Origin of the sequence: Microbacterium sp. BDGP8, assembly GCF_029991045.1 — a bacterium.
Lineage (GTDB): Bacteria > Actinomycetota > Actinomycetes > Actinomycetales > Microbacteriaceae > Microbacterium > Microbacterium plantarum.
In genome coordinates this window covers 1,470,197-1,495,166 of the sequence record NZ_CP120712.1, presented here as the reverse complement: position 1 = coordinate 1,495,166, position 24,970 = coordinate 1,470,197, and the positions used below count along the sequence as shown (strand labels likewise).

The following is a 24,970-nucleotide window of genomic DNA, read 5'->3' as shown; positions in this document are numbered from 1 at the left end:
TCACCCGCAGCATCGTGGTCGTTACCTCGTCAGCCCGTGGCGACTTTCCACAGGGCTAGCCAAAAGGGTGAATCCATCGGTCTGAAAGAGCACTCATAAGCCCAGCGTTGTGGATGACGTCGAGCTTGACGCTGGCATGTGATGCTTCAGCGGGATTCAACGTCGGGACGAGAGAGACCCCCGCAGGTAAACATCCACGGGGGTCTTCCATTCTCCTGCTGTGCAACACCTATGTCGGAGATGTCTGCTTCCAGTTTGGGCAGACTTTCCATGCGACGAAGGCGCTTGCTGCGAAGATCGCTCCGAGCACGGCAGGGATCCGACTCTGCACTGTGGCGTCATCGCCGAGCGCCGCTGGCAGCAACCAGATCAGGCTCGCGCCCGCCGCCACTGCGATGATGAAGAAGAGCAGAAAGTGGCCTCTCGAACGCTTCATAACTCACCTCCGGTGAAGCAGCCCATGACGGCTCCGATAGACGCGCCGCCAACGGCCGCGATGCCGCCGATGCATGCTGCACAGATGGTAGCAGTGGGGGCGTAACGGGCACCCGGCATCGTGGCCGCTACCCCGTGAAGCGGTGGCGACCTTCCACAGGGCCGGTCGGCTCACCACCTCGCCACCCCAGCCTCACCCGAGCAATTCGATGCCGAACCCCGCGACGACGGCCCGCACCTCGTCGAGATACCGCTGCGCCTGCTCCGTGAGCGGAACAGCCGTGCGGCCGATCCAGCCGATCTCGATGCGCTCGTCGACGTCGAGGGGCACGGCGACGATCTCGGGGTCGAGGTCGTCGCTGATGATGCCCGTCGAGATCGTGTAGCCGTCGAGGCCGATCATGAGGTTGAAGATCGTCGCACGGTCCGACACCCGGATCTCCTGCTTGCTCGAGAGCGTCGAGAGGATCTCCTCGGCGAAGTAGAACGAGTTGTTCGCACCCTGGTCGAACGTCAGGCGGGGCAGGTCGGCGAGGTCGTCGAGCGTCGCGCGGGCCCGCGAGGCGAGCGGGTTCCGGCGCGCGACGAAGATGTGCGGCTGGGCGACGAACAGCGGGTGGAACGCGAGCCCGGAATCGCGCAGCAGCTTGTCGATGACATTCCGGTTGAAGTCGTTGCGGAACAGGATGCCGAGCTCGCTGCGCAGCGTCCGGACGTCTTCGATGATGTCCCACGTCCGGGTCTCGCGCAGCGAGAACTCGTACTCCGGCGCCCCGGTGCTCCTGACCATCCGAACGAACGCGTCGACGGCGAACGAGTAGTGCTGCGTCGAGACGCCGAGCAGCCGGCGCGACGGCGGCCGCCCGAGGTAGCGCTGCTCGAGCAGCTCGGCCTGCTCGACGACCTGGCGGGCGTACCCGAGGAACTCGACGCCGTCGGTGGTGAGAGTCACGCCTCGGGCCGACCGCACCAGCAGATCGCGGCCGACCCGCGCCTCGAGGTCTTTCATCGTCGCAGACATCGTGGGCTGGGCGACGTAGAGCAGATCGGATGCCGCCGAGATCGAGCCCTCGGCGGCGACCTCGATGAAGTACTGCAGCTGCTGCAGGGTGATCCCGCTTCGACGCACGGCCATAGCCTCAGACTATGGCACCGGATAGCGACAGGGAATTACCCGATGACCGCCGTCGGCGCGCACGATGGAGCCATCATCTTCCGCACGGCTCCCCCGGAGCTCCGCTCGATTGGCTGCTCATGGCGAACGACTTCGCGTTCCGCATCTCGACGACGCGCTTCGACGAGGACTACACCCCCTCTGACTCGTCGCGCATCACCACGAACTTCGCCAATCTCGCCCGCGGCGAGCGCCGCCGGGAGAACCTCCGCGGCGCGCTCGCGATGATCGACGCCCGTCTCAACGACCTCGCCCGCACCGGCAACCCGGACGGTGACCGGTACACCGCCGAGCTCGACATCGTCTCGGCCAACCTGCGGTTCGACACCGGCACCGACGAGACGGCGACGGATGCCGCCGATGACCGCGAGTTCCCGCTCCTCGAGGTGCTCGACATCCACATCCTCGACCGGCAGACCGGCGAGCGCCACCACGGCATCGTCGGCAACAACTTCTCGTCGTACCTGCGCGACTACGACTTCAGCATCCTGTTGCCGTCCGCGCAGCAGACGCCCGGTGCGTTCACGGTGCCGGATGGGTTCGGCGACCTCCACGGGAAGCTCTTCCAGCACTTCCTCGAGTCCGAGGCCTACCGCGAGCGGTTCCCGCAGTCGCCCGTCGTCTGCATCAGCGTGTCGACGAGCCGCACCTACCGGCGTAACGGCAACCGGCATCCGGTTCTCGGTGTCGAGTACGAGCAGGACTCCTTCTCGCTCACGGACGAGTACTTCGCCAAGATGGGGCTGCAGGTGCGGTACTTCATGCCGCGCGGCAGCGTCGCCCCGCTGGCGTTCTACCACCGCGGCGACCTGCTCGCTGAGTACACCGACCTGCAGCTGGCCGGCACCATCGGCACCATGGAGACGTTCCAGAAGATCTACCGGCCTGAGATCTACAACGCGACCGAGCCGGCGGGCGAGGTCTACCGGCCCACCCTCGAGAGTGACGACTTCGTGCGAACGGACATCACCTACGACCGGGTCGAGCGCAGCCAGCTCGCCACGACGCAGGGCAAATACGCCGAGGAGCACTTCGTGACCCCACACCGGCAGGTGCTCAGCCGCTGGGCCGCCGACTACGCCGCCCCGACCGCCGAGGCCGTGCCGGCCGCGCTGACCCGCTGACCCGAAGGACGATCCGTGTCGCATTCCCTCCTTCCCACCTCGACCGTCGGCAGCCTGCCCAAGCCGTCCTGGCTCGCCAAACCCGAAGTTCTGTGGTCGCCGTGGGAGCTGACCGGCGATGTGCTCGTCGAGGGAAAGCGCGATGCTCTCCGCGCTGCCGTTCACGAGCAGGAGCGCCGCGGACTCGACATCATCAGTGACGGCGAGCAGACGCGCCAGCACTTCGTCACGACCTTCATCGAGCACCTCGACGGTGTCGACTTCGAACGGCGCGAGACCGTCCGCATCCGCGACCGCTACGACGCGAGCGTCCCCACCGTCGTCGGCGCCGTCAGCCGCCGGCGGCCCGTCTTCGTCGATGACGCGGCCTTCCTCCGGCAGCAGACCGACCGCCCCATCAAGTGGGCGCTCCCGGGCCCCATGACCATGATCGACACGCTGGCCGATCGTCACTATCGGAGCCGCGAGAAGCTCGCGTGGGAGTTCGCGACGATCCTCAACCAGGAGGCCCGAGAGCTCGAGGCCGCCGGCGTCGACATCATCCAGTTCGACGAGCCCGCGTTCAACGTGTTCTTCGACGAGATGAAGGACTGGGGTATCGCCGCACTCGAACGAGCCGCCGAGGGCCTGCGCGCCGAGACGGTGGTGCACATCTGCTACGGCTACGGCATCGCGGCGAACAACGAGTGGAAGGCGACGCTCGGTCCGGAGTGGCGGCAGTACGAGGAGTCGTTCCCGCTTCTCCAGCGCTCGAGCATCGACGTCATCTCGCTCGAGAGCCACCACTCGCACGTTCCGGTGGAGCTGATCGAGCTCATCCGAGGCAAGAAGGTGATGCTCGGCGCCATCGACGTCGCCAGCCACGAGGTCGAGACGCCGGACGAGGTCGCCGAGACCCTCCGCCGTGCCCTCGAGTTCGTCGACGCCGACAAGCTGATCCCGAGCACCAACTGCGGCATGGCACCGCTGCCCCGCGCCGTGGCGAACGACAAGATCAGCGCCCTGGTGGCCGGGGCCGCCATTGTCCGAGCCGAGGTCTCCGAGCCGAGCGCGCTCGCCGTGCGCTGATCGGGGTTATCCCCGGCCCGCCGCCCCCTTTCGGCCCGCGCATCGAGCGCACACTGGCGGCGGAAGGACGGTGATCCCGTGCTCACGATCCCCGAGGCGCTCGCCGCACAAGCCGAGAACGGCCGCCACAAGACGGACGGGCTGCGCTCGCCCGCTCGCTTCACGGTGTCGGGCATGCTCGCCGGCGCTTACATCGGCGTCGGGGTCGTGCTCATGGTCACGGCAGCCGGGCCCCTCTTCGCGGCGGGCTCGGGCTGGGGCAAGCTCGTGTCCGGACTGGTGTTCGGGGTCGCCCTGACGATCGTCGTCATCGCGGGCGGCGAGCTCGTGACCTCCTCGATGATGACGGTCACCCAGGCGACGCTCATGAGGGCCGTGCCGGCGGGGCGCGCCGCCGGGGCGGTCCTGTGGACGTTCGGCGCCAACCTCGTCGGATCGGTCGTGTTCGGAGCGCTGATCGTCGCGTCGGGGGTGCTGCACAGCAACGCCGCGGCCGGCACGATGATCTCCGACATGCTCGCCGCGAAGGCACACGAGTCGCCGGTCGAGCTGTTCGTCCGCGGCATCCTGTGCAATGTGCTCGTCTGCATCGCGATCTGGATGACGGTGCGGCTGCGCAGCGAGACCGCCCGCATCCTGGTCGTCTTTGCGGCGATCCTCGCGTTCATCACATCCGGCTTCGAGCACGTCGTGGCGAACATGACCACGTTCACGATCGGTCTGCTCTCCGGCGACCCGTCGGCGACCGTGGGCGGCTTCGCCCTCAACCTGCTGCTCGTCGGCGCCGGGAACCTCGTCGGCGGCGGGCTCGTCGTCGGCGCCGGATACTGGTTCGTCGGCGGCTCCCCGCGACTCGCTGACGCGTCAGCGAACGTCCCGAACTCCGGACTCAGGAGCTCCATCGCGCGATAGGTGGGCCCGAGCGGCCATGCGCGCCGCGACCGCCCCATCGTCTCGGCGAATTCGGGGGTTATCCGGACGGATTCGCTTATCGCTGACGCCTAGACTGAACCCGTCCGCGGGAGTGGTGGAATTGGCAGACACGCAGGATTTAGGTTCCTGTGCCTCACGGCGTGTGGGTTCAAGTCCCACCTTCCGCACGGATCGGGCGTTCGCCCGCCCTCGCGTCATCCTCTCCCGACGGGAAACTCGTGCATCAGATCGCCCTCATCCCCTGGCTCGACCCCGCCACCATCATCAGCGCGGCGGGTCCGTGGGCTCTGCTCGTGGTGTGCTTCATCATCTTCGCCGAGACGGGACTGCTCGTCGGCTTCCTGCTCCCCGGCGACACGCTGCTGATCATGGCCGGCCTGCTGTCGAACCCGGTCACGCACGCCCCCCACGGAGTCTTCGGGATCAACGTCTGGATCGTCGGTCTCCTGATCGGATTCTCGGCATTCCTCGGCGGTGAGGTGGGCTACGTGATCGGTCGCAAGGGCGGTCCCGCCGTCTTCGAGCGCAAGGAATCGGGCCTGTTCAGTCGCCGCAACGTCGAGCGCACGAACGCGTTCTTCGAGCGATACGGCGGCGTCACCGTCATCCTCGCCCGATTCGTGCCCATCGTCCGCACGTTCGCGCCCGTCGCCGCCGGTGTCGGCAAGATGCCGTGGCATCGGTACTCGCTCTACAACCTCATCGGGGCCGTCATCTGGGGCTTCGGCCTGACCGTGATCGGCTACCTCGTGAGCCTCATTCCCGGCGTCGGCGAGTTCGTCGCGAAGTACATCGACGTCATCCTGCTCGCGGCCGTCGTCGGCACCGTCTTCTTCATCGTGTGGCACTACTTCGCCGAGAAGCGCAAGGCGAAGAAGGAGATGGCCGCGGGACCCGACGAATACACCGACGCCGACGAGGCGCGCGAGCTCGTGCTCGACCCGGAGGTCTTCCGCGAGCACGGCCACAGCGCTCCGCACGCGCACCACCCCGACGCGTCCACGACCGACACCGATCGGCACACCGACCCGCGGAGCTGATCAGGAGGCTTTCGCGCTCTTCTTCGCCGGAGCCTTCTTCTCGGCCGGCTTCTTCGCGGGAGCCTTCTCGTCCGTGTCCTTCTTCGCGGCGCTCTTCGCGGTGCTCTTCTTCGCGTCCGTCTTCGTGCCGGAGCGCCCCGCGTCGCCGCCGTCCGACGTCTTCGAGCCCCCGCCACGCGCCGCACGGCTGCGCTCGACACTCGCCCGCAGCGCCTCCATCAGATCGATGACCTCGCCGCCCTCCTTCTCGGCCTTCTCACCGAAGGTCTCCGAGGTGTCGAGGGCGTCGCCCTTCTCGAGCTTGGCGTCGATGAGCGTCCGCAGCTCCTCCTGGTACTCGTCCGTGAACGCCTCGGGATCGAAGTCGCTCGAGAAGCTCTCGACGAGGGATGCCGACATCTCGAGCTCCTTCGCCGAAATGCGCACCGACTCGTCGAGGGCGGGGAACGCCGCCTCCCGAACTTCGTCGGCCCACAGCAGCGTCTGCAGCACGAGCACATCACCCCGCACGCGCAGCGCGGCGAGCCGCGTCTTCTGCCGCAGGGAGAACCGCACGATCGCGGTCCGGTCGGTCTGCTCGAGCGTCTTGCGGAGCAGGACGTACGACTTCGGCGAGGAGGAGTCGGGCTCGAGGTAATACGCCTTGTCGAGCGTGAGCAGGTCGATCTGATCGCTCGGCACGAACTCGACGACGTCGATCTCGCGGCTCCGCTCGGAGGGCAACGACGCCAGGTCCTCCTTCGTCAGGACCACGGTCTGCTCGCCGTCGTCGTAGGCGCGATCGATGTCGGCGTAGGGCACGACCTCACCGTCGATCTCGCAGATGCGCTGGTAGCGGATACGCCCGCCGTCGGCGTTGTGCACCTGGTGCAGCGGCACGTCGTGGTCCTCGGTCGCCGAGTAGACCTTCACCGGCACATTGACGAGCCCGAAGGTGAGGGCGCCTTTCCAGATCGATCTCATGCACGAAGTACACACCGCAACCCCTCACCGACGCCAGCGGGTGGCGCAATAGCCTGTCGGCATGGCAGGAGAGCAGACGGTCCAGGTCGACGGCCGCCGGCTGCGCCTGTCGAACCTCGACAAGGTGCTGTACCCGAGAACGGGCACCACGAAGGGCGAGGTGATCGACTACTTCTCGCGCATCGCGCCGCTGATGCTGCCGCATCTCGACCGGCGCCCGGTGACACGCAAACGCTGGCCCGAGGGCGTCGAGCAGCCGGACTTCTTCGCCAAGGCCCTCGAGCCCGGAGCCCCGTCGTGGCTCCCCCGCCTGCCGATCGACCACTCCAGCGGGTCGAAGGACTACCCCCTCGTCGAAGAGGTCGCCTCGCTCGTCTACCTCGCACAGGTCGCGAGCCTCGAGCTGCACGTCCCGCAGTGGCGTTTCACCGACGCCGGCGAACGCGGCGCCCCCGACCGACTCGTCCTCGATCTCGATCCCGGCCCCGGCGTCGGCCTGGCCGAGTGCGCCGAGGTGGCGCGGTGGGTGCGCAGCATCCTGTCGGACATGGGCATGGAGTTGTTCCCCGTCACGAGCGGCAGCAAGGGCATCCATCTGTACGCTCCGCTCGCCGGCGCGCAGACGAGCGATCAGGCCTCCGCGTTCGCCAAGGAGCTCGCCCGGGCGCTCGAGGCCGACCACCCCGACCTCGTCATCAGCCAGATGACCCGCAGCGCCCGGGCGGGCAAGATCTTCCTCGACTGGAGCCAGAACAACGGCTCGAAGACCACCATCGCTCCCTACTCGCTGCGTGGCCGCGACGAGCCGACAGTGGCCGCGCCACGGACGTGGGACGAGCTGGACGACCCCGACCTGCGCCATCTGCGCTTCGACGAGATGCTCGAGCGCGCCCGTGACCTCGGCGATCTGCTGGCGCCCCTCGCGCCCCGGCGGACGGCACCGCTCGCGCCGTACCTCGCCAAGCGCTCCGCGGACCGGACTCCCGAGCCGATGCCCGAGGCGGTGTCGGTGGGTGCGTCGGGGGTTCCGGGTACCGGGTCCGCCGGCAAACCCCGGTTCGTCATCCAGGAGCATCATGCTCGCCGCCTCCACTACGACCTGCGACTGGAGCGGGATGGCGTACTCGTCAGCTGGGCCGTGCCGCGCGGCATCCCCGAGACACCGGACCGCAACCATCTCGCCGTGATGACCGAGCCGCACCCGATGGAGTACCTGACCTTCCACGGCGAGATCCCGGCCGGCGAATACGGCGCGGGAACGATGACCATCTGGGACACCGGTCTCTACGACCTCGAGAAGTGGCGCGACGACGAGATCATCTTCACGCTTCGAAGCACGAATGGCGGAGGGGCAGCCGATGCGCGCCTCGTGCTCATCCGCACCGGCGGGTCGGGTGAGAAGTCGCAGTGGCTGCTGCACCGGATGAAAACCGACGTCGCGGATGCGGCAGGCGCGGCGAGCCCCGGTTCTCCAGCATCCGAGACAGCGGCGTCGTCGCTGGGCGCGGCGGGTCCGGTGCCGCCCATGCTGGCCGTCTCCTCGTCGCCCGGGCCTGCCCGCGCGGCCGCGGAACGGTGGGGTCCCTGGGTCGAGTTCAAGTGGGACGGAGTCCGGGCGATCGCCTTCTGGGACGGCAAGCGGATGCGGTTGTACGCGCGAAGCGGTACCGACATCACCGCACGCTACCCCGAGCTCACCGACGCAGATGCCGATCTCGGCCTGGGCGACATGGCCCTCGTCCTCGACGGTGAGATCGTCGCGCTCGACGAGGCGGGCCGGCCGAGCTTCCCGCTCCTGCAGAACCGGATGCACCTCACCGAGGCCCGCGAGATCGCCCGAGAACGGGCTCGGACTCCGGCCGACTTCTTCGTCTTCGACCTGCTGCGGCACGGCGACCGTGATGTCACTGATCTCCCGCTGCGGGAACGTCGTCGCCTGCTCGAGTCCGCGTCGGCGCGAGCACAGCCTCCGCTGGCCATGCCGCCGGTGACGGATGACCTCGACGCTGCGCTCACCGTGGCCCGCCAGCTCGATCTCGAGGGCGCGGTCGTCAAAGACCCGTCGTCCCGCTATCGCATCGGCGTCCGTTCCGAAGAGTGGCTCAAGGTCAAGCTGACGCGAACGCAGGACGTCGTCGTCGGTGCCATCCGGCCGGGCAAGGGCGCCCGACGGGGCGGCATCGGGTCGCTGCTGCTGGGCATCCCCGACGACGACGGGGCGCTCCGGTACGCCGGCCGCGTGGGGTCGGGGTTCTCGGATGCCGAGCTGACACGGCTCACCGCGGCCCTCGACCCGCTCCGCACCGATCGGAATCCGTTCGTGGGTGTCCCGGCGGCCGACGCATCCGATGCGCTGTGGGTGCGACCCGAGCTCGTCGGCGAGGTCGAGTTCGCCGAGTTCACCCCCGGCGGCATCCTGCGCCATGCCCGGTGGCGCGGCCTGCGGCCGGATCGAGCGCCCGGCGACGTCCGCCGCGACGACGGCTAGAGCGAGCGCAGCACCTCGGTGAGCGCTACGAAGGCTCGCGCCCGGTGCGACGCGGCGTTCTTCTCCGCGGCGGACCACTCCGCGACGGTGCGAGCGGGCCCGGACTGCCCGTCCGGAACGAAGACGGGGTCGTATCCGAAACCACCCTCGCCGGCCGGCTCGGCGGCGAGCCGCCCCGGCCAGACGCCCTCGACGACGTGCTCGGTGCCACCGTCGACGAGCGCGATGACCGACACGAACTGCGCGGTGCGACGCGGGTCGGCGATGTCGGAGAGCTGATCGAGCAGCAGGGCCGTGTTGGCGGCGGCATCCTTCTTGTGGCCGGCCCAGTAGGTCGAGAAGGCGCCCGGGGCTCCCCCGAGGGCGTCGACGCAGATCCCCGAGTCGTCGGCGAGCGCCGGCAATCCCGTGTGCGCCGCTGCGGCCCGGGCCTTGATCAGCGCATTCTCCGTGAAGGTGACGCCGTCCTCGACCGGCTCCGGACCGTCGTAGCCGATGACCTGCAGATCGGGGCGGACCGCCGCGACGATCGCGTGGAACTCCTCGACCTTGTGCGGGTTGTGGGTCGCCAGGACGATGCGGCCGGTCATGCCAGCGTCGCCGCCTGGATGTCACGCAGTTGCGCGCATCCGTTCACACCGAGCTCGAGCAGCGCGTCGAGCTCGCGCTTGTCGAAGGGCGCGCCTTCGGCGGTGCCCTGCACCTCGACGAAGAGTCCGCGGCCGGTGACGACCACGTTCATGTCGGTCTCGGCCCGCACGTCCTCCACGTAGGCGAGGTCGAGCATCGGCGTTCCGTCGATGATCCCGACCGACACCGCCGACACCGAGTCGACCAGCGGGGCGGAGCGCTGTGCGATGAACTTCTGCGACCGGCCCCACTCGATCGCGTCGGCCAGAGCGACGTAGGCTCCGGTGATCGCGGCGGTACGGGTGCCGCCGTCGGCCTGCAGCACGTCGCAGTCGATGACGATCGTGTTCTCGCCCAGCGCCTTCGTGTCGACGACGGCGCGCAGGGCACGACCGATGAGACGCGAGATCTCGTGCGTCCGCCCGCCGACCTTGCCCTTGATCGACTCGCGGTCGTTCCGGCTGTTCGTCGCGCGCGGCAGCATGGCGTACTCGGCCGTGACCCAGCCCTTGCCCTTGCCCGTCAGCCAGCGCGGGACGCCGTTGGTGAACGACGCCGTGCAGAGCACCTTGGTACCGCCGAAGCTCACGAGAGCCGATCCTTCGGCATGGGCGCTCCAGCCGCGCTCGATCGTCACGGTGCGGAGCTGGTCGGCGGTGCGCCCGTCGGCGCGCAGGGAATCGGTCATGAGGGGTCTCCGATCGGACGGCGGATGAGGGTCAGGATGCGGGTGGGGCGAGCTTCGGCAGCACGATCGCTCCGGTCTGGACCATGCGGACCGACGGCACGCCACGACCCATGAGCCGGTCGGCCAGGTTCAGGAAGTCGTCGCCGGAGTCGCCCGTGGCCTCGTAGACGTGACGGGGAACCGCGTCATCGTTCGCGAGCAGGCCGCAGGAGACCAGCTGTCGGTACACGTCCTTCGCCGTCTCGGAGTCGCTCGACACGAGCGCGACGTCGGGGCCCATGACGTAGCTGATCGCGCCTTCGAGGAAGGGATAGTGGGTGCAGCCCAGGACGAGCGTGTCGACCCCGGCGTCCCGGAGCGGCGCCAGGTACTCCTCGGCCACGGCGAGCACTTCGGGAGACTGCGTGATGCCCGCCTCGACGAACTCGACGAACCGCGGGCAGGATGCCGCGAACACCTCGAGGCGCTCGTTGACCTCGAGCATGTCCTGATACGCGCGGGATGCGATCGTGCCGATCGTGCCGATGACGCCGATGCGGCCGTTCCGGGTGGTGGAGATCGCCGCGCGGACGGCAGGGTTGATGACCTCGACGACCGGGACGTCGTACCGCTCCCGCGCGTCGCGCAACAGGGCCGATGAGGCGGTGTTGCACGCGATCACGAGCATCTTCACGCCCTCGTCGACCAGTGTGTCGAGGACCTCGAGCCCGTAGCGCCGGACGTCAGCGATGGGCTTCGGGCCGTAGGGCGAATGAGCCGTGTCGCCGATATAGAGCAACGACTCTCGTGGCAGCAGCTGCGAGATCGCCCGCGCCACCGTGAGCCCGCCCACGCCCGAGTCGAAGATTCCGATGGGCGCGTCATTCACGATCATCGAGCCTACCTGGCGTCGCGCCATGCCATCCCGAGGCGCTGCGGCGGGATGCGGCGTCGCTACAGTGGCACACATGGCCTCCAGCGCTCTGCTCACCGACCGTTACGAGATCACGATGCTGCAGGCTGCGCTGCGCGACGGCACCGCAGGTCGGCACTGCGTGTTCGAGGTCTTCGCGCGTCGGCTCCCGGGCGGGCGGCGGTTCGGCGTCGTCGCGGGCACCGGGCGATTGCTCGAGGAGGTCGAGAACTTCCGCTTCGGCGACGAGGAGCTGGAGTTCCTGCGTGAGCACGGGGCGCTCGACGAGCAGACCCTCGCGTGGCTCGCCGACTACCGTTTCACGGGCACGATCACCGGATACCGCGAGGGCGAGCTCTACTTCCCCGGCTCGCCGGTTCTAACCGTCGAGGGCACCTTCGCCGAGGCGGTCGTGCTCGAGACCCTCGTGCTCAGCATCCTGAACTACGACTCCGCCGTCGCCACGGCGGCGGCGCGCATGGCGATCGCCGCCGGTGACCGCCCGCTCGCCGAGATGGGCTCGCGTCGTGCGCACGAGCGCAGCGCGGTGGCTGCGGCCCGGGCCGCTCACATCGCGGGCTTCGGCGCGACCAGCAACCTCGAGGCGGGTCGCACGTGGGGCATCCCGACCATGGGCACCGCCGCACACGCCTGGACGCTGCTCCACGACACCGAGGAGGCGGCGTTCCGCAGCCAGATCGACGCTCTCGGCGTCGACACCACGCTGCTGATCGACACCTACGACATCACCGAGGGCGTCGCGACGGCGATCCGAGTGGCCGGTACCGGCCTCGGCGGCGTTCGGATCGACTCGGGCGATCTCCCGACCGTCGCAGCCGACGTCCGCGCGCAGCTCGACGAACTCGGCGCGCACGACACGCGCATCACGGTCACGAGCGACCTCGACGAGTACGCGATCGCGGCCCTGGCGGCATCCCCCGTCGATGCCTACGGCGTGGGGACGTCACTCGTCACCGGCTCGGGCACCCCTACCGCGGGCATGGTGTACAAGCTCGTCGCGCGGCAGAACGACGACGGATCGTGGCTCTCGGTCGCGAAGGCGTCAGCGGACAAGGCCTCCCACGGGGGTCGCAAGACGGCGTTCCGTGCGCTCGACGGCGGTACGGCCAAAGAGGAGGTCGTCGTCGTCTCCGACGGCTTCGAGCCGCTCGACACCCCTGCCGAGCACCCCGACGCGCGCGCACTGCAGACGACGCTCTTCTCGGATGGGCGTGCTGTGACCGAATGGATCGGGGCCGCGGGGGTTCGCGCCGCCCGCGCCCACCACGCCAGCGTGATCGAGGAGATGCCGGTGCGCGCTCTGGCGCTCAGCCGATCCGAGCCCGCGATCCCCACGGTTTACCGCGACGCCGATTGAGGTCGCCGCGTCGACTGGGCCCACGACGCCGAAAACGCCGGGTCCAGCGACGACGCGTCAGCGCGTCATCGACTCGTAGATCTCCTTGCATGTCGGGCAGACGGGGAACTTCTCCGGATCACGACCCGGCGTCCACTTCTTGCCGCACAATGCGCGCACCGGCTTGCCGGTGATCGCCGACTCGAGGATCTTGTCCTTCTTGACGTAGTGCGAGAACCGCTCATGGTCGCCCGGCTCGATCGTCTCCTCGCGGATCAGCTCTTCGAGCTCGCGGTCGAGGGTCGCGAGACCGCCCTGGTCGGGAGAATCGAGAGGAGTGCTCATGCGGGAATTCTATCGGCGAACGATCAGGTCGTCTCGGCGAATGCCATCAGCCGGTCCCCGCGGCGGTCGAACAGCAGACCCCCGATGAGGATGCCGACTGCGAGCACAAGCAGCCCGACCCCGAGTCCGGTTCCGAGAGCCCACCACTGCGCGTGCGCCTCCCCCTGCAGGAACCGCCAGGACCACCACAACGCCGGCGATGCGGCGAGAAGCGCGCCGACCAGCACCGCGCCCTGAGCGACCCCGCCGCCCGTGCGCTGGGGCTGCTGGAACGGACTGTCTCCGTGCCGGGCGACGGCGTAGGGAGCGAGGACGGACGACACCGACGAGAGGCCGAGGCCACCGAAGAGCAGCGCGGAGCACACCCCGACCATCACCGGCAGAACGTTCCAGTCACCGTGGATGCCGATTCCCACCGGGATCGCGATTGCGAGCAGCGGCAGTGCGACCAGGAGCAGCGGCACGAGTCGCCCGATGCGGTCAGACGCACCGCGCACAGCGCTCGAGATGTGCAGCCACACCGCCGAACCGTCGTACGCGAGGTCATTGTGGACGACCCAACCGAGCAGGAGGGCGATGAGCGGAGCGGGGATCAGCGCCGCGATCTCATGCGGCACGCCGACGATGATGAGAGGCACGACCGCGACGACGGCCGCGACCGGGATGATCGCGATGTCGACGAGGTACCGCGGATCACGCAGCCAATACACGAGAGAGCGCGCCGCCACCGCGCCTCCGGGCGTGCCCGGGGTGACGGTGAACCAGCCGAGTCCCCGGCGCTCACGGACGGATACGGGTCGCTCGGTGTGGGTGAGCATCCGTCGCACGATCAGGATCCATGCTGCGGCCAACGCCGCGACGGACAGAACCGCGACGATCACGACGGCCGGACGCGGATCGAGCGGCAGAACCCATGCCGCCCCGACGGGGGTGACCGCGAGGGTCCTCACCGCAGCGAGTAGGGGGCCCGGAACGCCGTCGTCCCAGTTCAGCGATGCGAGGAAGACCGCGACCGGGATCGCGACCACCGCGATGCCGAGCAGCAGCAGCGTCGTCAGCTCGCGCGACCGGCGGTCGGCGAGCACGAGAGCGGCGACCCCGAGGGCTACTCGCGCGAGCAGGAGCTGGGTGACGACGATCAGCGCGGCGCCGAAACCCGCCGCTACCGGGTCGACGCCATGGGCGATCCAGGTCAGGGCGACGGCCACCGCGACCACGATCACGGCCGCCGAAGGCAGACTCAGCGGACTGGCCGCGGCGGTCGCGGCCGCGACGAGCCGCCAGTCACGGCCGGTCACGATGAAGGCGCGCGGATCGAGAGGGTCGCGAACGGGAGTGACCAACGGCACCACCGCGAAGCAGGCCGACACGGCCGCCCCACCGACCGCGAGCACCACCAGTGCGCTCGCGAGGGGCGCGTCCTGCAGGCGCAGGAGCGCGAGGACGATCGCACCGACCAGCACGACGGCCGCGGCCAGCGCTGTCAGAGCGCGGGCACGGTGGAATCGCAGCGCCCCGACCAGGACGTCGAACCTCAGTCGGAGAACGTGTGCAACCATTCGAGGCCCTCCACCGCGCTGGTCCCGCCGGCGAGTTCGAGGAACCGCTGTTCCAGCGTGCGCCCGTCCCGCACCTCGTCGACCGTCCCGGCTGCCAGGATGCGGCCGCCGACGAGAACGGCGACGCCGGAGCAGGCGCGCTGGACGAGTTCCATGCCGTGACTCGACAGGATGACGGTGCCGCCGTGGGCGACGTACTTCTGCAGGATGTCGAGGATGGCGGCGCTCGATACGGGATCCACCGACTCGAAGGGCTCGTCGAGCACGAGAAGGCGCGGCGCGTGGATCATGGCACCCGCGAGCATGACCTTCTTCGTCATGCCGGCCGAGTAATCCGAGACGCTGCGTCCGAGCGCGTCGGTCAGATCGAAGGCCGCAGCGAGGTCGTTGATGCGATTCTCGACGACCGCGGGCTTCAGTCCCCGCAGGACGCCGTAGTAGTACAGGAGCTGACGGCCGGACAGCCGGTCGAAGGTCCGCAGGCGGTCGGGCAGGACGCCCATCTGCCGCTTCGCCCTGGCCGGGTCTCGACGGATGTCGATGCCCGCGATCTCGACAGCCCCCTCGTCGGGACGGAGGAGTCCGGCGATCATCGACAGCGTGGTCGTCTTGCCGGCACCGTTCGGACCCACCAGCCCGTAGAACGACCCCGCGGGGATCTCGAGGTCGATGCGGTCGACTGCACGCGCCTCGCCGTAGGCCTTGGTGACGCCGCTCAGACGCAGCGCCGGGGGCGCGGCTTCCGTCTCCACATCGGCCACAGCATCGGCCGCCGGCGCGGTGACGACGGGCTCCGGCTCCGGCTCAGGTTCCGGCAGGGGCTCGGGCTCAGGTTCCGGCTCCGGCTGCGGTTCTGGCTCCGGCTCAGGCTCGGGCTGCGGCTCCGGCTCCGGCTCCGGCTCCGGCAGGGGCTCGGGCTCGGGCTCGGGCCCGGGCTCGGGCTCGGGCTCGGGCTCAGGTTCCGGCTCCGGCTGCGGTTCTGGCTCCGGCTCAGGCTCGGTCGCCGGGGCGCTCTCCGGTCCAGCCGCGTCCGTCGCTGCCTCGTCGTGCAGCTCAGCGGGCGCGGATGCCGCGTCGCCCACGATCGCATCGCTCGATGCCATGCCATCCGACTCCGCGTTCTCACGCGCGGCGTCCTCCGCCGGTGCCACGAACGCGGCCGCAGCGACGGCTGCGGGAATCTCAGGCTTGGGCGGCGTCGTACCCGCCGCGGTCGAAGCGCTCGCGGAGCGCGGCTTCCGCGGGGACTTCTTCGCCGCGGGTGCCCCCGACGCGCGCGGCTTCCGCGGCTTCGCCGTCTTCACGGGGGACTTCTTGCGGTCCGTCGACGCTTCTTCGGACGAGGCGGCAGCCGACGTCGCGGCGACCGCGAGTCCGGCCGCAGCGACCTCGGCGGGGATGTCCGGCAGAGGTGGCACAGAGGTATCGACAGGCGACTCGACACGCTTCTCGATCTGGGGGGCGGAGGTGTCGTCTGTCACCCCCCAAACCTATCAAGCGGGTGGTCAGCGCCACGGCTCGTCGTCATCAGCAAACACCGAGAATCGCGCTACCAGGAAGGTCACGAAAGCGCAACGGCTCCGAGTGTTCCGGCGAGCTCCCAGAAGCGGTCGGTACCATGAAAAACGCTCTGCCGGGGTTTCACCTCGGTGAATACTGATCTAACTCGTAACTTCAGGAGATGCTCGTGGGCCTTCAGATCGTGATCCTCGCCGCAGGGATGGGTTCCCGTCTGGGCCGTTCCCTCCCCAAGCCGCTGACCGAGCTGAACGACGGCCGGAGCATCATGCAGCAGCAGCATGACAACATCCGCGCCGCTTTCGGCGACGACGCGCGCATCACGACCGTCGTCGGCTACCGCGCCGAGACGATCGTCGACGCATTCCCGGATGTCGACTACGTCTACAACGCCCGCTACGACGAGACGAACACCTCGCAGAGCCTGCTGCGCGCACTCAAGGCCTCGGGCCGCGGCGGCGTGCTCTGGATGAACGGCGACGTCGTGTTCGACCCCCGCGTGCTCGGACGCGCCGTCTCGCTCATCGAGCGGGATCAGTCGTTCGTCACGGTCAACACCGCGAAGGTGAGCGACGAAGAGGTCAAGTACACCGTGAGCGGAGAGGGCTTCATCAAGGAGCTCTCCAAGACCGTCCGGGGCGGCATCGGCGAAGCGGTCGGCATCAACTACATCTCCGGGCGCGACAAGAAGGCTCTCATCGCGCAGCTCGGTCGTGTCGACGACCAGGATTACTTCGAGCGCGGACTCGAGCTCGCGATCGCCGAGAACGGCCTGCTGCTGGAGCCGATGGACATCTCCGACCTCTACGCCGTCGAGGTCGACTTCGCGGAAGATCTCGAACGCGCGAACCTCTACGTCTGACCCCGCCGCGCCCGCGGCGCGAGAGGATGGGTGTCATGGCCCGAAAGGTGCATCGCATCGACTCTCTTCCCGACGACGCCCCGCGCCGCGACGCGGGCGACCCTGAGGGAGCGCAGCATCCGCTGACCGTCCGCACGCTCGACCGGCTCCTCGCCGTGCAGCGTCCGGTCGTCCTGGCACATCTGCGCGGCATCCGGCAGCGGCACCCCGGTGCCACGACCGCCCAGGTCGTGCAGATGCTCGAACGTCGATACCTCACGGCGGTCACCACGGGCGGCGCGGCGGTCGGTGCCACGGCGGTGATCCCCGGGATCGGCACGGCCACGACGCTCGCCCTCAGCGGCGTCGAGACGGCGGGATTCCTCGAAGCGACCGCTCTGTTCGCGCAATCTCTCGCAGAACTGCACGGCATCCCGGTCGACAACCCTGATCGCGCTCGAGCCCTGGTCCTCGCGCTCATGCTGGGCCGCGAGGGCGCGGATCTGGTCGGTCAGTTCGCACGACAGGCCAGCGGCAAGGGCGCAGCGCGCAGCTCCTACTGGGGCGAGCTCGTGACGTCATCCCTCCCCCGTACGGCCGTCGGTCCTGTCCTCGACCGGTTGAAGCACGCTTTTCTGCGCCGCTTCGCCGCGGCGGGAGGCGCGTCGGTCGTCGGCAAGGCGCTTCCGTTCGGCATCGGCGCAGCGATCGGCGGCACGGGCAACCACATCCTCGGGCGCCGCGTCATCTCGGGCGCACGCCGGGCCTTCGGCGTTGTCCCGAGCGCGTTCCCGGCGACGCTGGATCCCGGAGAGGAAAATCAACCGAACGGACGAGGTCCGGCGCTCGTGGCGCGTCGGATCAGCGGCACGTTCGCCGAGGGCGGCCGTCAGATCGGCTCGCTCGCCTCTCGACCGTTCCGGCGTGTCGAGCGGCGCAGCGCTCGAGAGAAGGGCGCGAACGACGCTTCCGCCGATCGGAGAGAATCATGATCGCTTTCGTCGTGACGATCCTCCTCGTGGGCGCCGTCTTCAACATCGTCACGTGGCCGACCTTCCTGCGACGTGTCTCACGCGACCCGCGCGCGAGGGATGCCGACGGGCGGCGTACCCGGTTCTTCACCGTGCATCTGGTGCTCGTCGTGATCGCCGTCGCGCTCGCGGCGCTCTTCCTCGCCGGCGCGGCGATGATCGGGCTCGCCGGGATCTGAGCCGGCGCTGGTCCCGGTCAGGCGTCGTCGAACTCCGCCTCGTCGCGTTCGTCGGCGACCGTGACCGTGCGTGCGTCCCACTCCGCCCATCGCTGCATGAGCAGCTCGATCGCGGCGTGGAAGCGCGCCGTCGCGGCCCCCGGCGACGTGTCGCCGAAGTAGTGTTGCGACCACCCGCGCAGGTGCCCGGACGCGTCGGGGTCGTCGGCGATGCGGTCTGCCATCTCGACGATCGATGCCGCCGAGGCCGCGTCGAGCCAGGCGGCATCCGCGAGGTAGCCGCCCGTATCGACGAGCGCTGCCGGATCCGCGGGCCGGGTGACGAGCAGCGGCTTCGCGACCGCCAGCCGGTCGTAGATCATCGCGGAGATGTCGACGACGGCGAGATCGGCGGCGGCGAGCTGCCACCCCAGCTCGGGACCATCGTCGTACACGTGATGAGCGAGCGGGTCAGCGCTGTTGGCGGCGGCGATCGCCGCGACGATGCGCCGATGCGCGTCACCGTACGCCGCGTCGACGACCCCGGACCTCGGATGCGGCCGATAGATCAACCGGTGCTGCGGTGACGCGAGGACCGCGGCCGCCAGAGCCTCGCCGTGCGAGGCGATCGAGCCATAGTGCGCGGCGGGGCGGTCGCCCTCCCAGGTGGGCGCATAGAGGATGACGCGGCGCCCGTCCTCGGGGTACGGGAGCGATCCCGAGAAGTGATCCGCCTGCGGCCGACCGATCGCGATCGTGCGCGCGTCGAGGTCGTAGTCCCAGAGAACGCGACCGAGACGCTCTCGAGCCGCATCACCTGCGATCAGGGCATAGTCGTACGCCTTGAACTGGTTCGTGGTCATGTACATCTTGTCGGACTCGCCGTGGTTGATGAACACATGCCATCGGTGCCCGTAGCGGAACATCTGGAAGTTACGGGTGTTCTGATTGACGTACAGGACGACCCGGATGTCCTGCGCGGCGACCACCGATTCGAGGGCCCGGACGGTCGGGGCGAACAGGACGGGCAGCGCACCATCGGCGAGGATCGCCTGCGCGCCGGTGGCGCTGCGGCTGATGACGACGACCGGCCAGGTCTTCGCGAGGAGTTGGAGCGGCTTGTACCACTGCCGTATCTGGTACATGTTCACGTCACCGTCGGCGAAGTACACCGCGATGCGGAAGTGACCGGCGGGTGGCTGCGGCGCCCTGGTGAGGGAGCGTCGCACGTCGACGTACGCGGCCCGGTTCGAGACGGCACGCCGCACCAGGGCGACGGCTTTTCGGACGTCCGAGATGATTCCCACCCTTCCAGGGTACCGAGCGGGTCAGCCGGAGCGTATCAGCGGGAGCGGGCGCGCGTGACATGATCGACGGATGCATGACGACGCGCACGGATGGCGTCCGGCGCCCGTACCGGACCGAGGCGCGGGCGTGTCCTTCGTCATCCCCGTGCTCAATGAGCGCGACTACCTCGAACACGCCGTGCGCAGCGTGCTCGCTCAGGACCTCGACGCGCCCATCGAGGTGATCCTCGCGCTCGGCCCGTCCTCCGATGGAACGGACGCGGTGGCCCGCCGGCTCGCCGACGAGGAACCGAGGATCCGTCTCGTCCGAAACCCCGCGGCTCACATCCCCGTCGGCTTGAACATCGCGATCCGGGCGGCTCGCTACCCGACGATCGTGCGGGTGGACGCGCATTCGGAGCTCGAGCCCGGGTACGCGCGCGCCGCACTCGACACGCTCGCTCGGGTGCAGGCGGCGAACGTCGGCGGTGTGATGCGCGCCGAAGGCCGAAGCGCTTTCCAGCGAGCGGTGGCCCGCGCCTACAACTCGCGCATCGGGCTCGGCGGCGGCGCATACCACGGCGGTACCACCGAGGGCCCCGCCGAATCCGCCTACCTGGGCGTGATGCGGCGCAGCGTCCTCGACGAGGTCGGGTTGTTCGACGAAGGAATCCGCCGCGGCGAGGATTGGGAGCTCAACCTCCGCATCCGGCGAGCCGGGTATCGGGTGTGGTTCGACCCCGACCTGCACGTCACCTATTGGCCTCGCGACAGCTGGTCCCGCCTCGTACGGCAGTTCCGGGCGACCGGCTCATGGCGGGGCGAGCTCGTACGACGTTTCGGCAGACGGAACGGTCTGCGCTTCTTCGCTCCCCCGGCACTCGTCGTGGCGACCGCCGCATCGCTCGTCGTCGGCGCGGCCCAGCTCCTCGGAGCGGCGCCGGGACGCGCCGGCATCCTGCTGTCGATCGCCCATGCGCCTGTCGCGGCCTACGCGGCCCTCATCGCCGTCGTCGCGGCCGGGCGCGGCGGCGGTCGCGGACTGCGAGACCGCCTCTGGACCCTCGCGGTCCTGCCGTCGATGCATCTGTCATGGGGCGTCGGCTTTCTGCAGGGCGCCGCGCGCGGGGCGCGGGGCACCGTCGACACATCGCGTCTCGAGCGGAACACGCCGCTTCCCTAGGTCAATCGCGCGAGACCAATCCCTGGTCGAGGATCCGCGCGACCACGCGCTCTGCGGCCCGAGAGTCATCACGAGCGTTGAACCGGGCGCGCCAGCGGGCGTACCGCTCGGGGTCGCCCCCCTCGCCGGAGGTGATGGCGCGAACCAGTTCCTTCTGCGTCCGCACGACCGGACCGGGGGCCGCATCCGTCAGATCGAAGTAGAATCCGCGCAGCTCACCGCGGTAGTGCTCGAGGTCGGGAACGAAGAAGTACATCGGCCGCCCGGTGACGGAGTAGTCGAACATGACGGACGAGTAGTCGGTGATGAGTGCGTCCGAGGCGAGCTGAAGCGCAGCCAGGTCGGGGTACGACGTCACATCGATCACGCGGGCCCCGCGCTCGTCGGCGCCGGGCGCCAGCGTCCGCGAGTGCCCGCGGACCAGCACCACGGCGCCCGTCGCCTCGGCGAGCGCTGGCAGATCGAGGAAGTCGACGATCGTCTGACGGTCGTCGCGCCACGTGGGCGCGTACAGCAGCACCTGCTCTCCGGCATCGATCCCGAGGGACGCGCGCACGGCTTCCCGATCGCCGGTGTGCAGTTCATCCGTCCGCGGATACCCTTCGACCCACACCGGCTTGCGCCGGAACGCGTACGCCGCCCGGAGCACACGTGCGCTGTAGGGGTTCTGGGCGAGGAGGATGTCCCAGCGCCTGCTCTCTCGGAACACGGCGAGGGCCCGTCGCGGGTCGAAGCCCGGCCGGTGGAGAGCGAGTCGTTTGAGAGGCGTACCGTGCCAGGTCTGGAGGACGACCTGACCCGGTTTCCGGACGAACTGCCGGCGCAGCCAGTCGTTGACCACGAGCAGTCGGGCGGCGCCCCGGGCTCGCCACCATTCGGGGCTTCCGTCGACCACGGCGATCGCTCCCTCGGGCACCGCGACCGAGAGATCGACAACGCTCCAATAGCGGGTGACTGCGGGAGCCACGCGTGCCAGTTCGCGGTCGATCGCGAGCGGATTGTCGCTCGCGCTCCGGCCGTAGAAGCTCTCGAAGAAGACGGCGTTCTCGAGGGGTCCGCGGTGAGCGGCATAGCGCTGTTCGAGGGCCCGACTCCCCTCTCCCGACGCGAGCGCCGGATCGACGGGCGGCCCGATGCGCAGCAGTGCTCCGTCCCAGCTCGCGCGAAGCGTGCGCCCGTGGAAGGGCGCCGGCATCTCGGTGTCCTGGCCGCCGTCGCCCTGCATTCGGACGCCGTCGATGACGAGGTCGTAGCTTCCCCCGGGCAGCGGGAGGGAGGCGCCGCCCCAGCGGGACGCGTGCAGAGGGACACGCGCCGTCCAGCCGCCGGCCACAGTCGTCACCTCGGCGCGAGATCGCGCCCGCGGGCCGACGACCTGAACCTCGCCGGGCGTGGGGCCGGCACCGCTCACGGTGAGGACGGGTGAGCCCTCGACATCGAACCCGATGATCATCACGACCGCTCCCCTGCAGCTTCCGGCACCGCAGCGACGATCGCCTCGTGTACTCGACGCGCGTTCCCGCCGTCTCGCCACGCGTGCATGCGCAGGCTCAGCTCAGCCGATCGGCGGCGACGACGATCCGTTTCCGGTCCTCCCGCGAGGAGCTCGTCGAGCTGCGAGCACAGCTCGGGCCACGATCGGGCGGCGTCGTCGCCCGCGACCTCCCCGTAGGTGCCGTAGAAGCCGCGAGTGCGGGCGTAGCGCTCGACATCGGGGGCCAGGAAGAGCGTCGGCAGCGGCACGAGCCCGGCGTCGTAGACGAGAGAGGAGTAATCCGTGACGAGCGCGTCCATGGCCGGGAGCAGGGGCGTCACGTCCGGGACGAGGTCGCTCCCGAGTATGCGGACGCGCGGCGTCGGCGACGGTGGGGTGTAGTCGCCCCCGCCCAGGGGGTGAGAGCGGACCAGGAGAACGGCGTCGTGCGCCTCGAGAACGGTAAGGATGCGCTGCCAGTCGGCAGCGTCGGGCGTCGCCGGATCGGGGTCTCCGTCGCGCCAGGTCGGCGCGTACAGCACGGCATGAGCATCTGCGAGGCCGGGGACCGCGGTCTCGAGGCGCCGACGCGCGTCCTGTCGCCCCTGTCGGCGGTCCGCGGGCGAGAGCACGTCGACCCGCGGCTCACCGAGCACGGGCACATGGCTGTCGTCGAGCCCGAAGGCGCTCTCCAGGCGGCCGCGCACGCGGTGGGACGCTGCCGGCAGGAGGTCGATCTGAGCCTGCGTGCGCCGATACGCCAGAGCCAAGAGACGCCGGATGCCGGGAACACCGCCCAGCCGACCGGGGTCCGTCGTGACCGGCGCGTCGAGGCCGATCCGCTTCAGCGGGATGCCGTGCCACAGCTGCACGAGGAACGCACCGCCGACGCCGTAGCGATTGACGTCGCCCAGACCATGCGTGACCACGACGACCCCCGCCCGGGCCGTATGCCAGAAGCCCGCAAGCGAGTCCCGCTGCACGGTCGGGATGCCGAGGCGCTTCGCATCGTCGGCCTGCCGCTGCGACGACACCAGCCACACGGCCCGGCGACGGGGCGCCGCCTGCCAGAGGGCGAGCGCCCCATCGGCGATGCCGACGGCGCACCCGAACACCCAAGCGGATCGATCACGCGGGATCACGAGGGTGGCGAGCCGTCCCGCGAGATAGGCGGGGATGCGCAGGACCTTGCGCACATTGCCCGCGCCGAACGAGAAGGACGCCACCCCGCGAGCCTATCGCGGGGTGGCGTCCGGGCCGGTACGGCGCTTACTGCTGCAACTGGCCGAGGGTCACGGTCGCGGTCTGCTCACGGCCGTCACGCACATACGTGAGCTTGGCTTCGCTGCCTGCGGCCAGTGCGCGCACCTGTGCGGTCAAGTCGACCTGGTCGGTGATGGCGATCCCGTTGAACTCCGTCACGATGTCGCCGTTGCGCAGGCCCGCCGACGCGGCGGCCCCACCCGAGCTCACCTCATTGATGAGAGCGCCGGCACGCGTCGCGCCGGGTGCCGCAGCGGCATCTCCGACCGTCGCGCCGAGGAGGCCGTGGGTAGCCGAGCCGTTGTCGATGATCTCGTTCGCGACGCGTTCGGCGACCGTCGAGGGGATGGCGAACCCGACACCGATGGAGCCGGCCTCGGTGGACGCCCCGCCCGCGCTCGCGATCGCGACGTTGATGCCGATCAGTCGACCCTTGCCATCGACGAGGGCGCCGCCGGAGTTGCCCGGGTTGATGGCGGCGTCGGTCTGGATGACCGAGATCGCGATCGACGACTTCGGCTGGGACGGCGTCTGCTGACCCTGGCCGAAATCGAACTCGAACGGCGTGCGCCCGCCCGGGGTCTCCTGCTGCGATCCGCCTTCCGATTCGGGCGCCGCCGACGACGCGATCTGGATCGAGCGGTTCAGCGCGCTCACGATGCCCGTCGTCACGGTGTTGGACAGCCCCAGAGGCGCGCCCACGGCGACCGTCTGGTCGCCGACGTTGAGCTTGCTCGAGTCGGCGAACTCGATGGGGGTGAGGCCTGAGGCGTCGGTCAGCTTGATGACCGCGAGGTCGTACGTCGGGTCAGTGCCCACGATCGTGGCCGCGTACACCCGGCCGTCCGAGGTGGTGACCGAGAGCTTCGGGTCGCCGGTGGCTCCGTCGAGCGTGACCACGTGCGTGTTCGTCAGTACGTAGCCGTCTTCGCTGAGGATCACGCCGGAGCCCGTCCCGCCGGAGGTGCCGGACGAGGCGGAGATGGTCACGACACTCGGCAGCACCTTCGTCGCGATGGCCGTGGTCGCGTTGACCGAGTCGGGGTTGTTGACGGTGATCGACGACGGGCCCGAGCTCTGGGAAGCGGGAGCCGCGACGAACGACGATCCCACCGCCGCCGCGCCACCGACACCGGCCGCACCACCGACGAGGGCCGCCGCAACGAGGATCGCCGCGATCTTCCCGCCTCCGACCTTGCTTCGGTCGTGAGACTCGGGGGCCGCGGTCGTCGCGAAGGGCTGACCGAAGGCCGGAGCGCCACTGTGCGGTGCGGGCTGGCCGTAGGGCTGAGTCGGCTGGGTGTGGAAGGCCGGGCCGGGGTCCGCCGGCGCGCCGGGCAGCGGCGGGCGGGGCGGGATGGACGCGTCGGCGCGCGGCGTCGCTGCCGCGTCAGGTGCCGACACGGGCGAGGTACGGGCGTGGTCGGCAGGCTGCTCGGCGTCGCTGCGCGCGTCGGGAGTCCGGTCGTCGGGGAAGTTCTGATCGCTCATCGAGGTTGCTCCTTTGTCCAAGCAAGAAC

22 protein-coding genes and 1 tRNA gene are annotated in these 24,970 nt (G+C 69.6%); 11 read left to right on the top strand and 12 right to left on the bottom strand.

The annotated features are described in order from the left end of the window. Positions 1–628: 628 nt before the first annotated feature. On the bottom strand, positions 629–1,570 hold the full coding sequence (locus P6897_RS07185) for a LysR family transcriptional regulator (protein ID WP_282502460.1): 942 nt from the start codon (positions 1,568–1,570) through the stop codon (positions 629–631). Positions 1,571–1,689: 119 nt separating this feature from the next. Here P6897_RS07185 and P6897_RS07180 point away from each other — a divergent pair, with 119 nt between their 5' ends. The 5 genes from P6897_RS07180 to P6897_RS07160 all read left to right on the top strand — a co-directional run bounded on the left by P6897_RS07180 (position 1,690) and on the right by P6897_RS07160 (position 5,774). Further along, on the top strand, positions 1,690–2,733 hold the full coding sequence (locus P6897_RS07180; protein WP_282502570.1) for a putative oxygenase MesX: 1,044 nt from the start codon (positions 1,690–1,692) through the stop codon (positions 2,731–2,733). A gap of 15 nt (positions 2,734–2,748) precedes the next feature. Beyond that, positions 2,749–3,801: a methionine synthase gene (locus tag P6897_RS07175; RefSeq protein WP_282502459.1), complete on the top strand. Its 1,053-nt coding sequence runs from the start codon at positions 2,749–2,751 to the stop codon at positions 3,799–3,801. Between the two features lie 78 nt (positions 3,802–3,879). Continuing rightward, positions 3,880–4,713 (top strand): formate/nitrite transporter family protein, encoded by an 834-nt coding sequence (locus tag P6897_RS07170; RefSeq protein WP_282502458.1) that lies wholly within the window; start codon positions 3,880–3,882, stop codon positions 4,711–4,713. 106 nt (positions 4,714–4,819) lie between these two features. Then, positions 4,820–4,901 (top strand) — tRNA-Leu (locus tag P6897_RS07165). Between the two features lie 51 nt (positions 4,902–4,952). Next, the gene (locus P6897_RS07160; protein ID WP_282502457.1) at positions 4,953–5,774 is read left to right on the top strand and encodes a VTT domain-containing protein; all 822 of its coding nucleotides are present in this window, start codon (positions 4,953–4,955) and stop codon (positions 5,772–5,774) included. On the opposite strand, the gene P6897_RS07155 is transcribed toward P6897_RS07160, so the two are convergent. Further along, positions 5,775–6,737, bottom strand: coding sequence for a Ku protein (locus P6897_RS07155; RefSeq protein WP_282502456.1), 963 nt, complete (start codon positions 6,735–6,737; stop codon positions 5,775–5,777). It lies immediately after the preceding gene. 61 nt (positions 6,738–6,798) lie between these two features. On the opposite strand from P6897_RS07155, the gene P6897_RS07150 reads away from it, so the two are divergent. Next, the gene (locus P6897_RS07150) at positions 6,799–9,225 is read left to right on the top strand and encodes an ATP-dependent DNA ligase (protein ID WP_282502455.1); all 2,427 of its coding nucleotides are present in this window, start codon (positions 6,799–6,801) and stop codon (positions 9,223–9,225) included. On the opposite strand, the gene rdgB is transcribed toward P6897_RS07150, so the two are convergent. Genes rdgB through murI form a run of 3 tightly spaced genes read right to left on the bottom strand, consistent with a single transcriptional unit; the run spans position 9,222 to position 11,411 of the window. Next, positions 9,222–9,815 (bottom strand): RdgB/HAM1 family non-canonical purine NTP pyrophosphatase, encoded by a 594-nt coding sequence (gene rdgB, locus P6897_RS07145; RefSeq protein ID WP_282502454.1) that lies wholly within the window; start codon positions 9,813–9,815, stop codon positions 9,222–9,224. The genes P6897_RS07150 and rdgB overlap by 4 nt on opposite strands. After that, positions 9,812–10,543, bottom strand: a complete 732-nt coding sequence (gene rph / locus P6897_RS07140; RefSeq protein ID WP_112614334.1) for a ribonuclease PH — start codon at positions 10,541–10,543, stop codon at positions 9,812–9,814. The genes rdgB and rph overlap by 4 nt, the downstream gene beginning before the upstream one ends. A 31-nt stretch (positions 10,544–10,574) precedes the next feature. Further along, entirely contained in the window at positions 10,575–11,411 is an 837-nt protein-coding gene (murI, locus tag P6897_RS07135) for a glutamate racemase (protein WP_282502453.1), read from the bottom strand. Positions 11,412–11,490: 79 nt separating this feature from the next. Between murI and P6897_RS07130 the strand changes: the two genes are divergently transcribed. Further along, positions 11,491–12,813 carry a nicotinate phosphoribosyltransferase gene (locus P6897_RS07130; protein ID WP_282502452.1) on the top strand — a complete coding sequence of 441 codons (1,323 nt, stop codon included), beginning with the start codon at positions 11,491–11,493 and terminating at the stop codon, positions 12,811–12,813. Positions 12,814–12,870: 57 nt separating this feature from the next. Here P6897_RS07130 and P6897_RS07125 read toward each other — a convergent pair whose 3' ends face one another. Genes P6897_RS07125 through P6897_RS07115 form a run of 3 tightly spaced genes read right to left on the bottom strand, consistent with a single transcriptional unit; the run spans position 12,871 to position 16,177 of the window. Beyond that, positions 12,871–13,137 carry a DUF3039 domain-containing protein gene (locus P6897_RS07125; RefSeq protein ID WP_023951164.1) on the bottom strand — a complete coding sequence of 89 codons (267 nt, stop codon included), beginning with the start codon at positions 13,135–13,137 and terminating at the stop codon, positions 12,871–12,873. 23 nt (positions 13,138–13,160) lie between these two features. After that, positions 13,161–14,696, bottom strand: coding sequence for a hypothetical protein (locus P6897_RS07120; RefSeq protein WP_274177732.1), 1,536 nt, complete (start codon positions 14,694–14,696; stop codon positions 13,161–13,163). Continuing rightward, the gene (locus P6897_RS07115; RefSeq protein WP_282502450.1) at positions 14,672–16,177 is read right to left on the bottom strand and encodes an ATP-binding cassette domain-containing protein; all 1,506 of its coding nucleotides are present in this window, start codon (positions 16,175–16,177) and stop codon (positions 14,672–14,674) included. Before P6897_RS07115 ends, P6897_RS07120 begins: the two co-directional genes overlap by 25 nt. Positions 16,178–16,383: 206 nt before the next feature. Here P6897_RS07115 and P6897_RS07110 point away from each other — a divergent pair, with 206 nt between their 5' ends. Genes P6897_RS07110 through P6897_RS07100 form a run of 3 tightly spaced genes read left to right on the top strand, consistent with a single transcriptional unit; the run spans position 16,384 to position 18,265 of the window. Further along, a complete protein-coding gene (locus tag P6897_RS07110; RefSeq protein WP_112614328.1) occupies positions 16,384–17,076 on the top strand; it encodes an NTP transferase domain-containing protein in 693 nt (230 codons plus the stop codon). Between the two features lie 35 nt (positions 17,077–17,111). Further along, the gene (locus P6897_RS07105; protein WP_282502449.1) at positions 17,112–18,047 is read left to right on the top strand and encodes a hypothetical protein; all 936 of its coding nucleotides are present in this window, start codon (positions 17,112–17,114) and stop codon (positions 18,045–18,047) included. Beyond that, entirely contained in the window at positions 18,044–18,265 is a 222-nt protein-coding gene (locus P6897_RS07100; RefSeq protein ID WP_282502448.1) for a hypothetical protein, read from the top strand. The genes P6897_RS07105 and P6897_RS07100 overlap by 4 nt, the downstream gene beginning before the upstream one ends. A gap of 17 nt (positions 18,266–18,282) precedes the next feature. On the opposite strand, the gene P6897_RS07095 is transcribed toward P6897_RS07100, so the two are convergent. Next, positions 18,283–19,551 (bottom strand): CDP-glycerol glycerophosphotransferase family protein, encoded by a 1,269-nt coding sequence (locus tag P6897_RS07095; protein WP_282502447.1) that lies wholly within the window; start codon positions 19,549–19,551, stop codon positions 18,283–18,285. Positions 19,552–19,621: 70 nt separating this feature from the next. Between P6897_RS07095 and P6897_RS07090 the strand changes: the two genes are divergently transcribed. Beyond that, entirely contained in the window at positions 19,622–20,713 is a 1,092-nt protein-coding gene (locus P6897_RS07090) for a glycosyltransferase family 2 protein (protein WP_282502446.1), read from the top strand. Between the two features lies 1 nt (position 20,714). Here P6897_RS07090 and P6897_RS07085 read toward each other — a convergent pair whose 3' ends face one another. From P6897_RS07085 to P6897_RS07075, 3 genes are read right to left on the bottom strand one after another with little or no spacing between them, the layout of a single operon-like run. Next, positions 20,715–22,166 carry a CDP-glycerol glycerophosphotransferase family protein gene (locus P6897_RS07085; RefSeq protein ID WP_282502569.1) on the bottom strand — a complete coding sequence of 484 codons (1,452 nt, stop codon included), beginning with the start codon at positions 22,164–22,166 and terminating at the stop codon, positions 20,715–20,717. Beyond that, complete coding sequence (locus P6897_RS07080; protein ID WP_282502445.1) at positions 22,166–23,413, bottom strand: CDP-glycerol glycerophosphotransferase family protein; 1,248 nt, start codon at positions 23,411–23,413, stop codon at positions 22,166–22,168. Before P6897_RS07080 ends, P6897_RS07085 begins: the two co-directional genes overlap by 1 nt. A 43-nt stretch (positions 23,414–23,456) precedes the next feature. Next, positions 23,457–24,941, bottom strand: coding sequence for a trypsin-like peptidase domain-containing protein (locus tag P6897_RS07075; protein ID WP_282502444.1), 1,485 nt, complete (start codon positions 24,939–24,941; stop codon positions 23,457–23,459). Positions 24,942–24,970 lie beyond the last annotated feature (29 nt).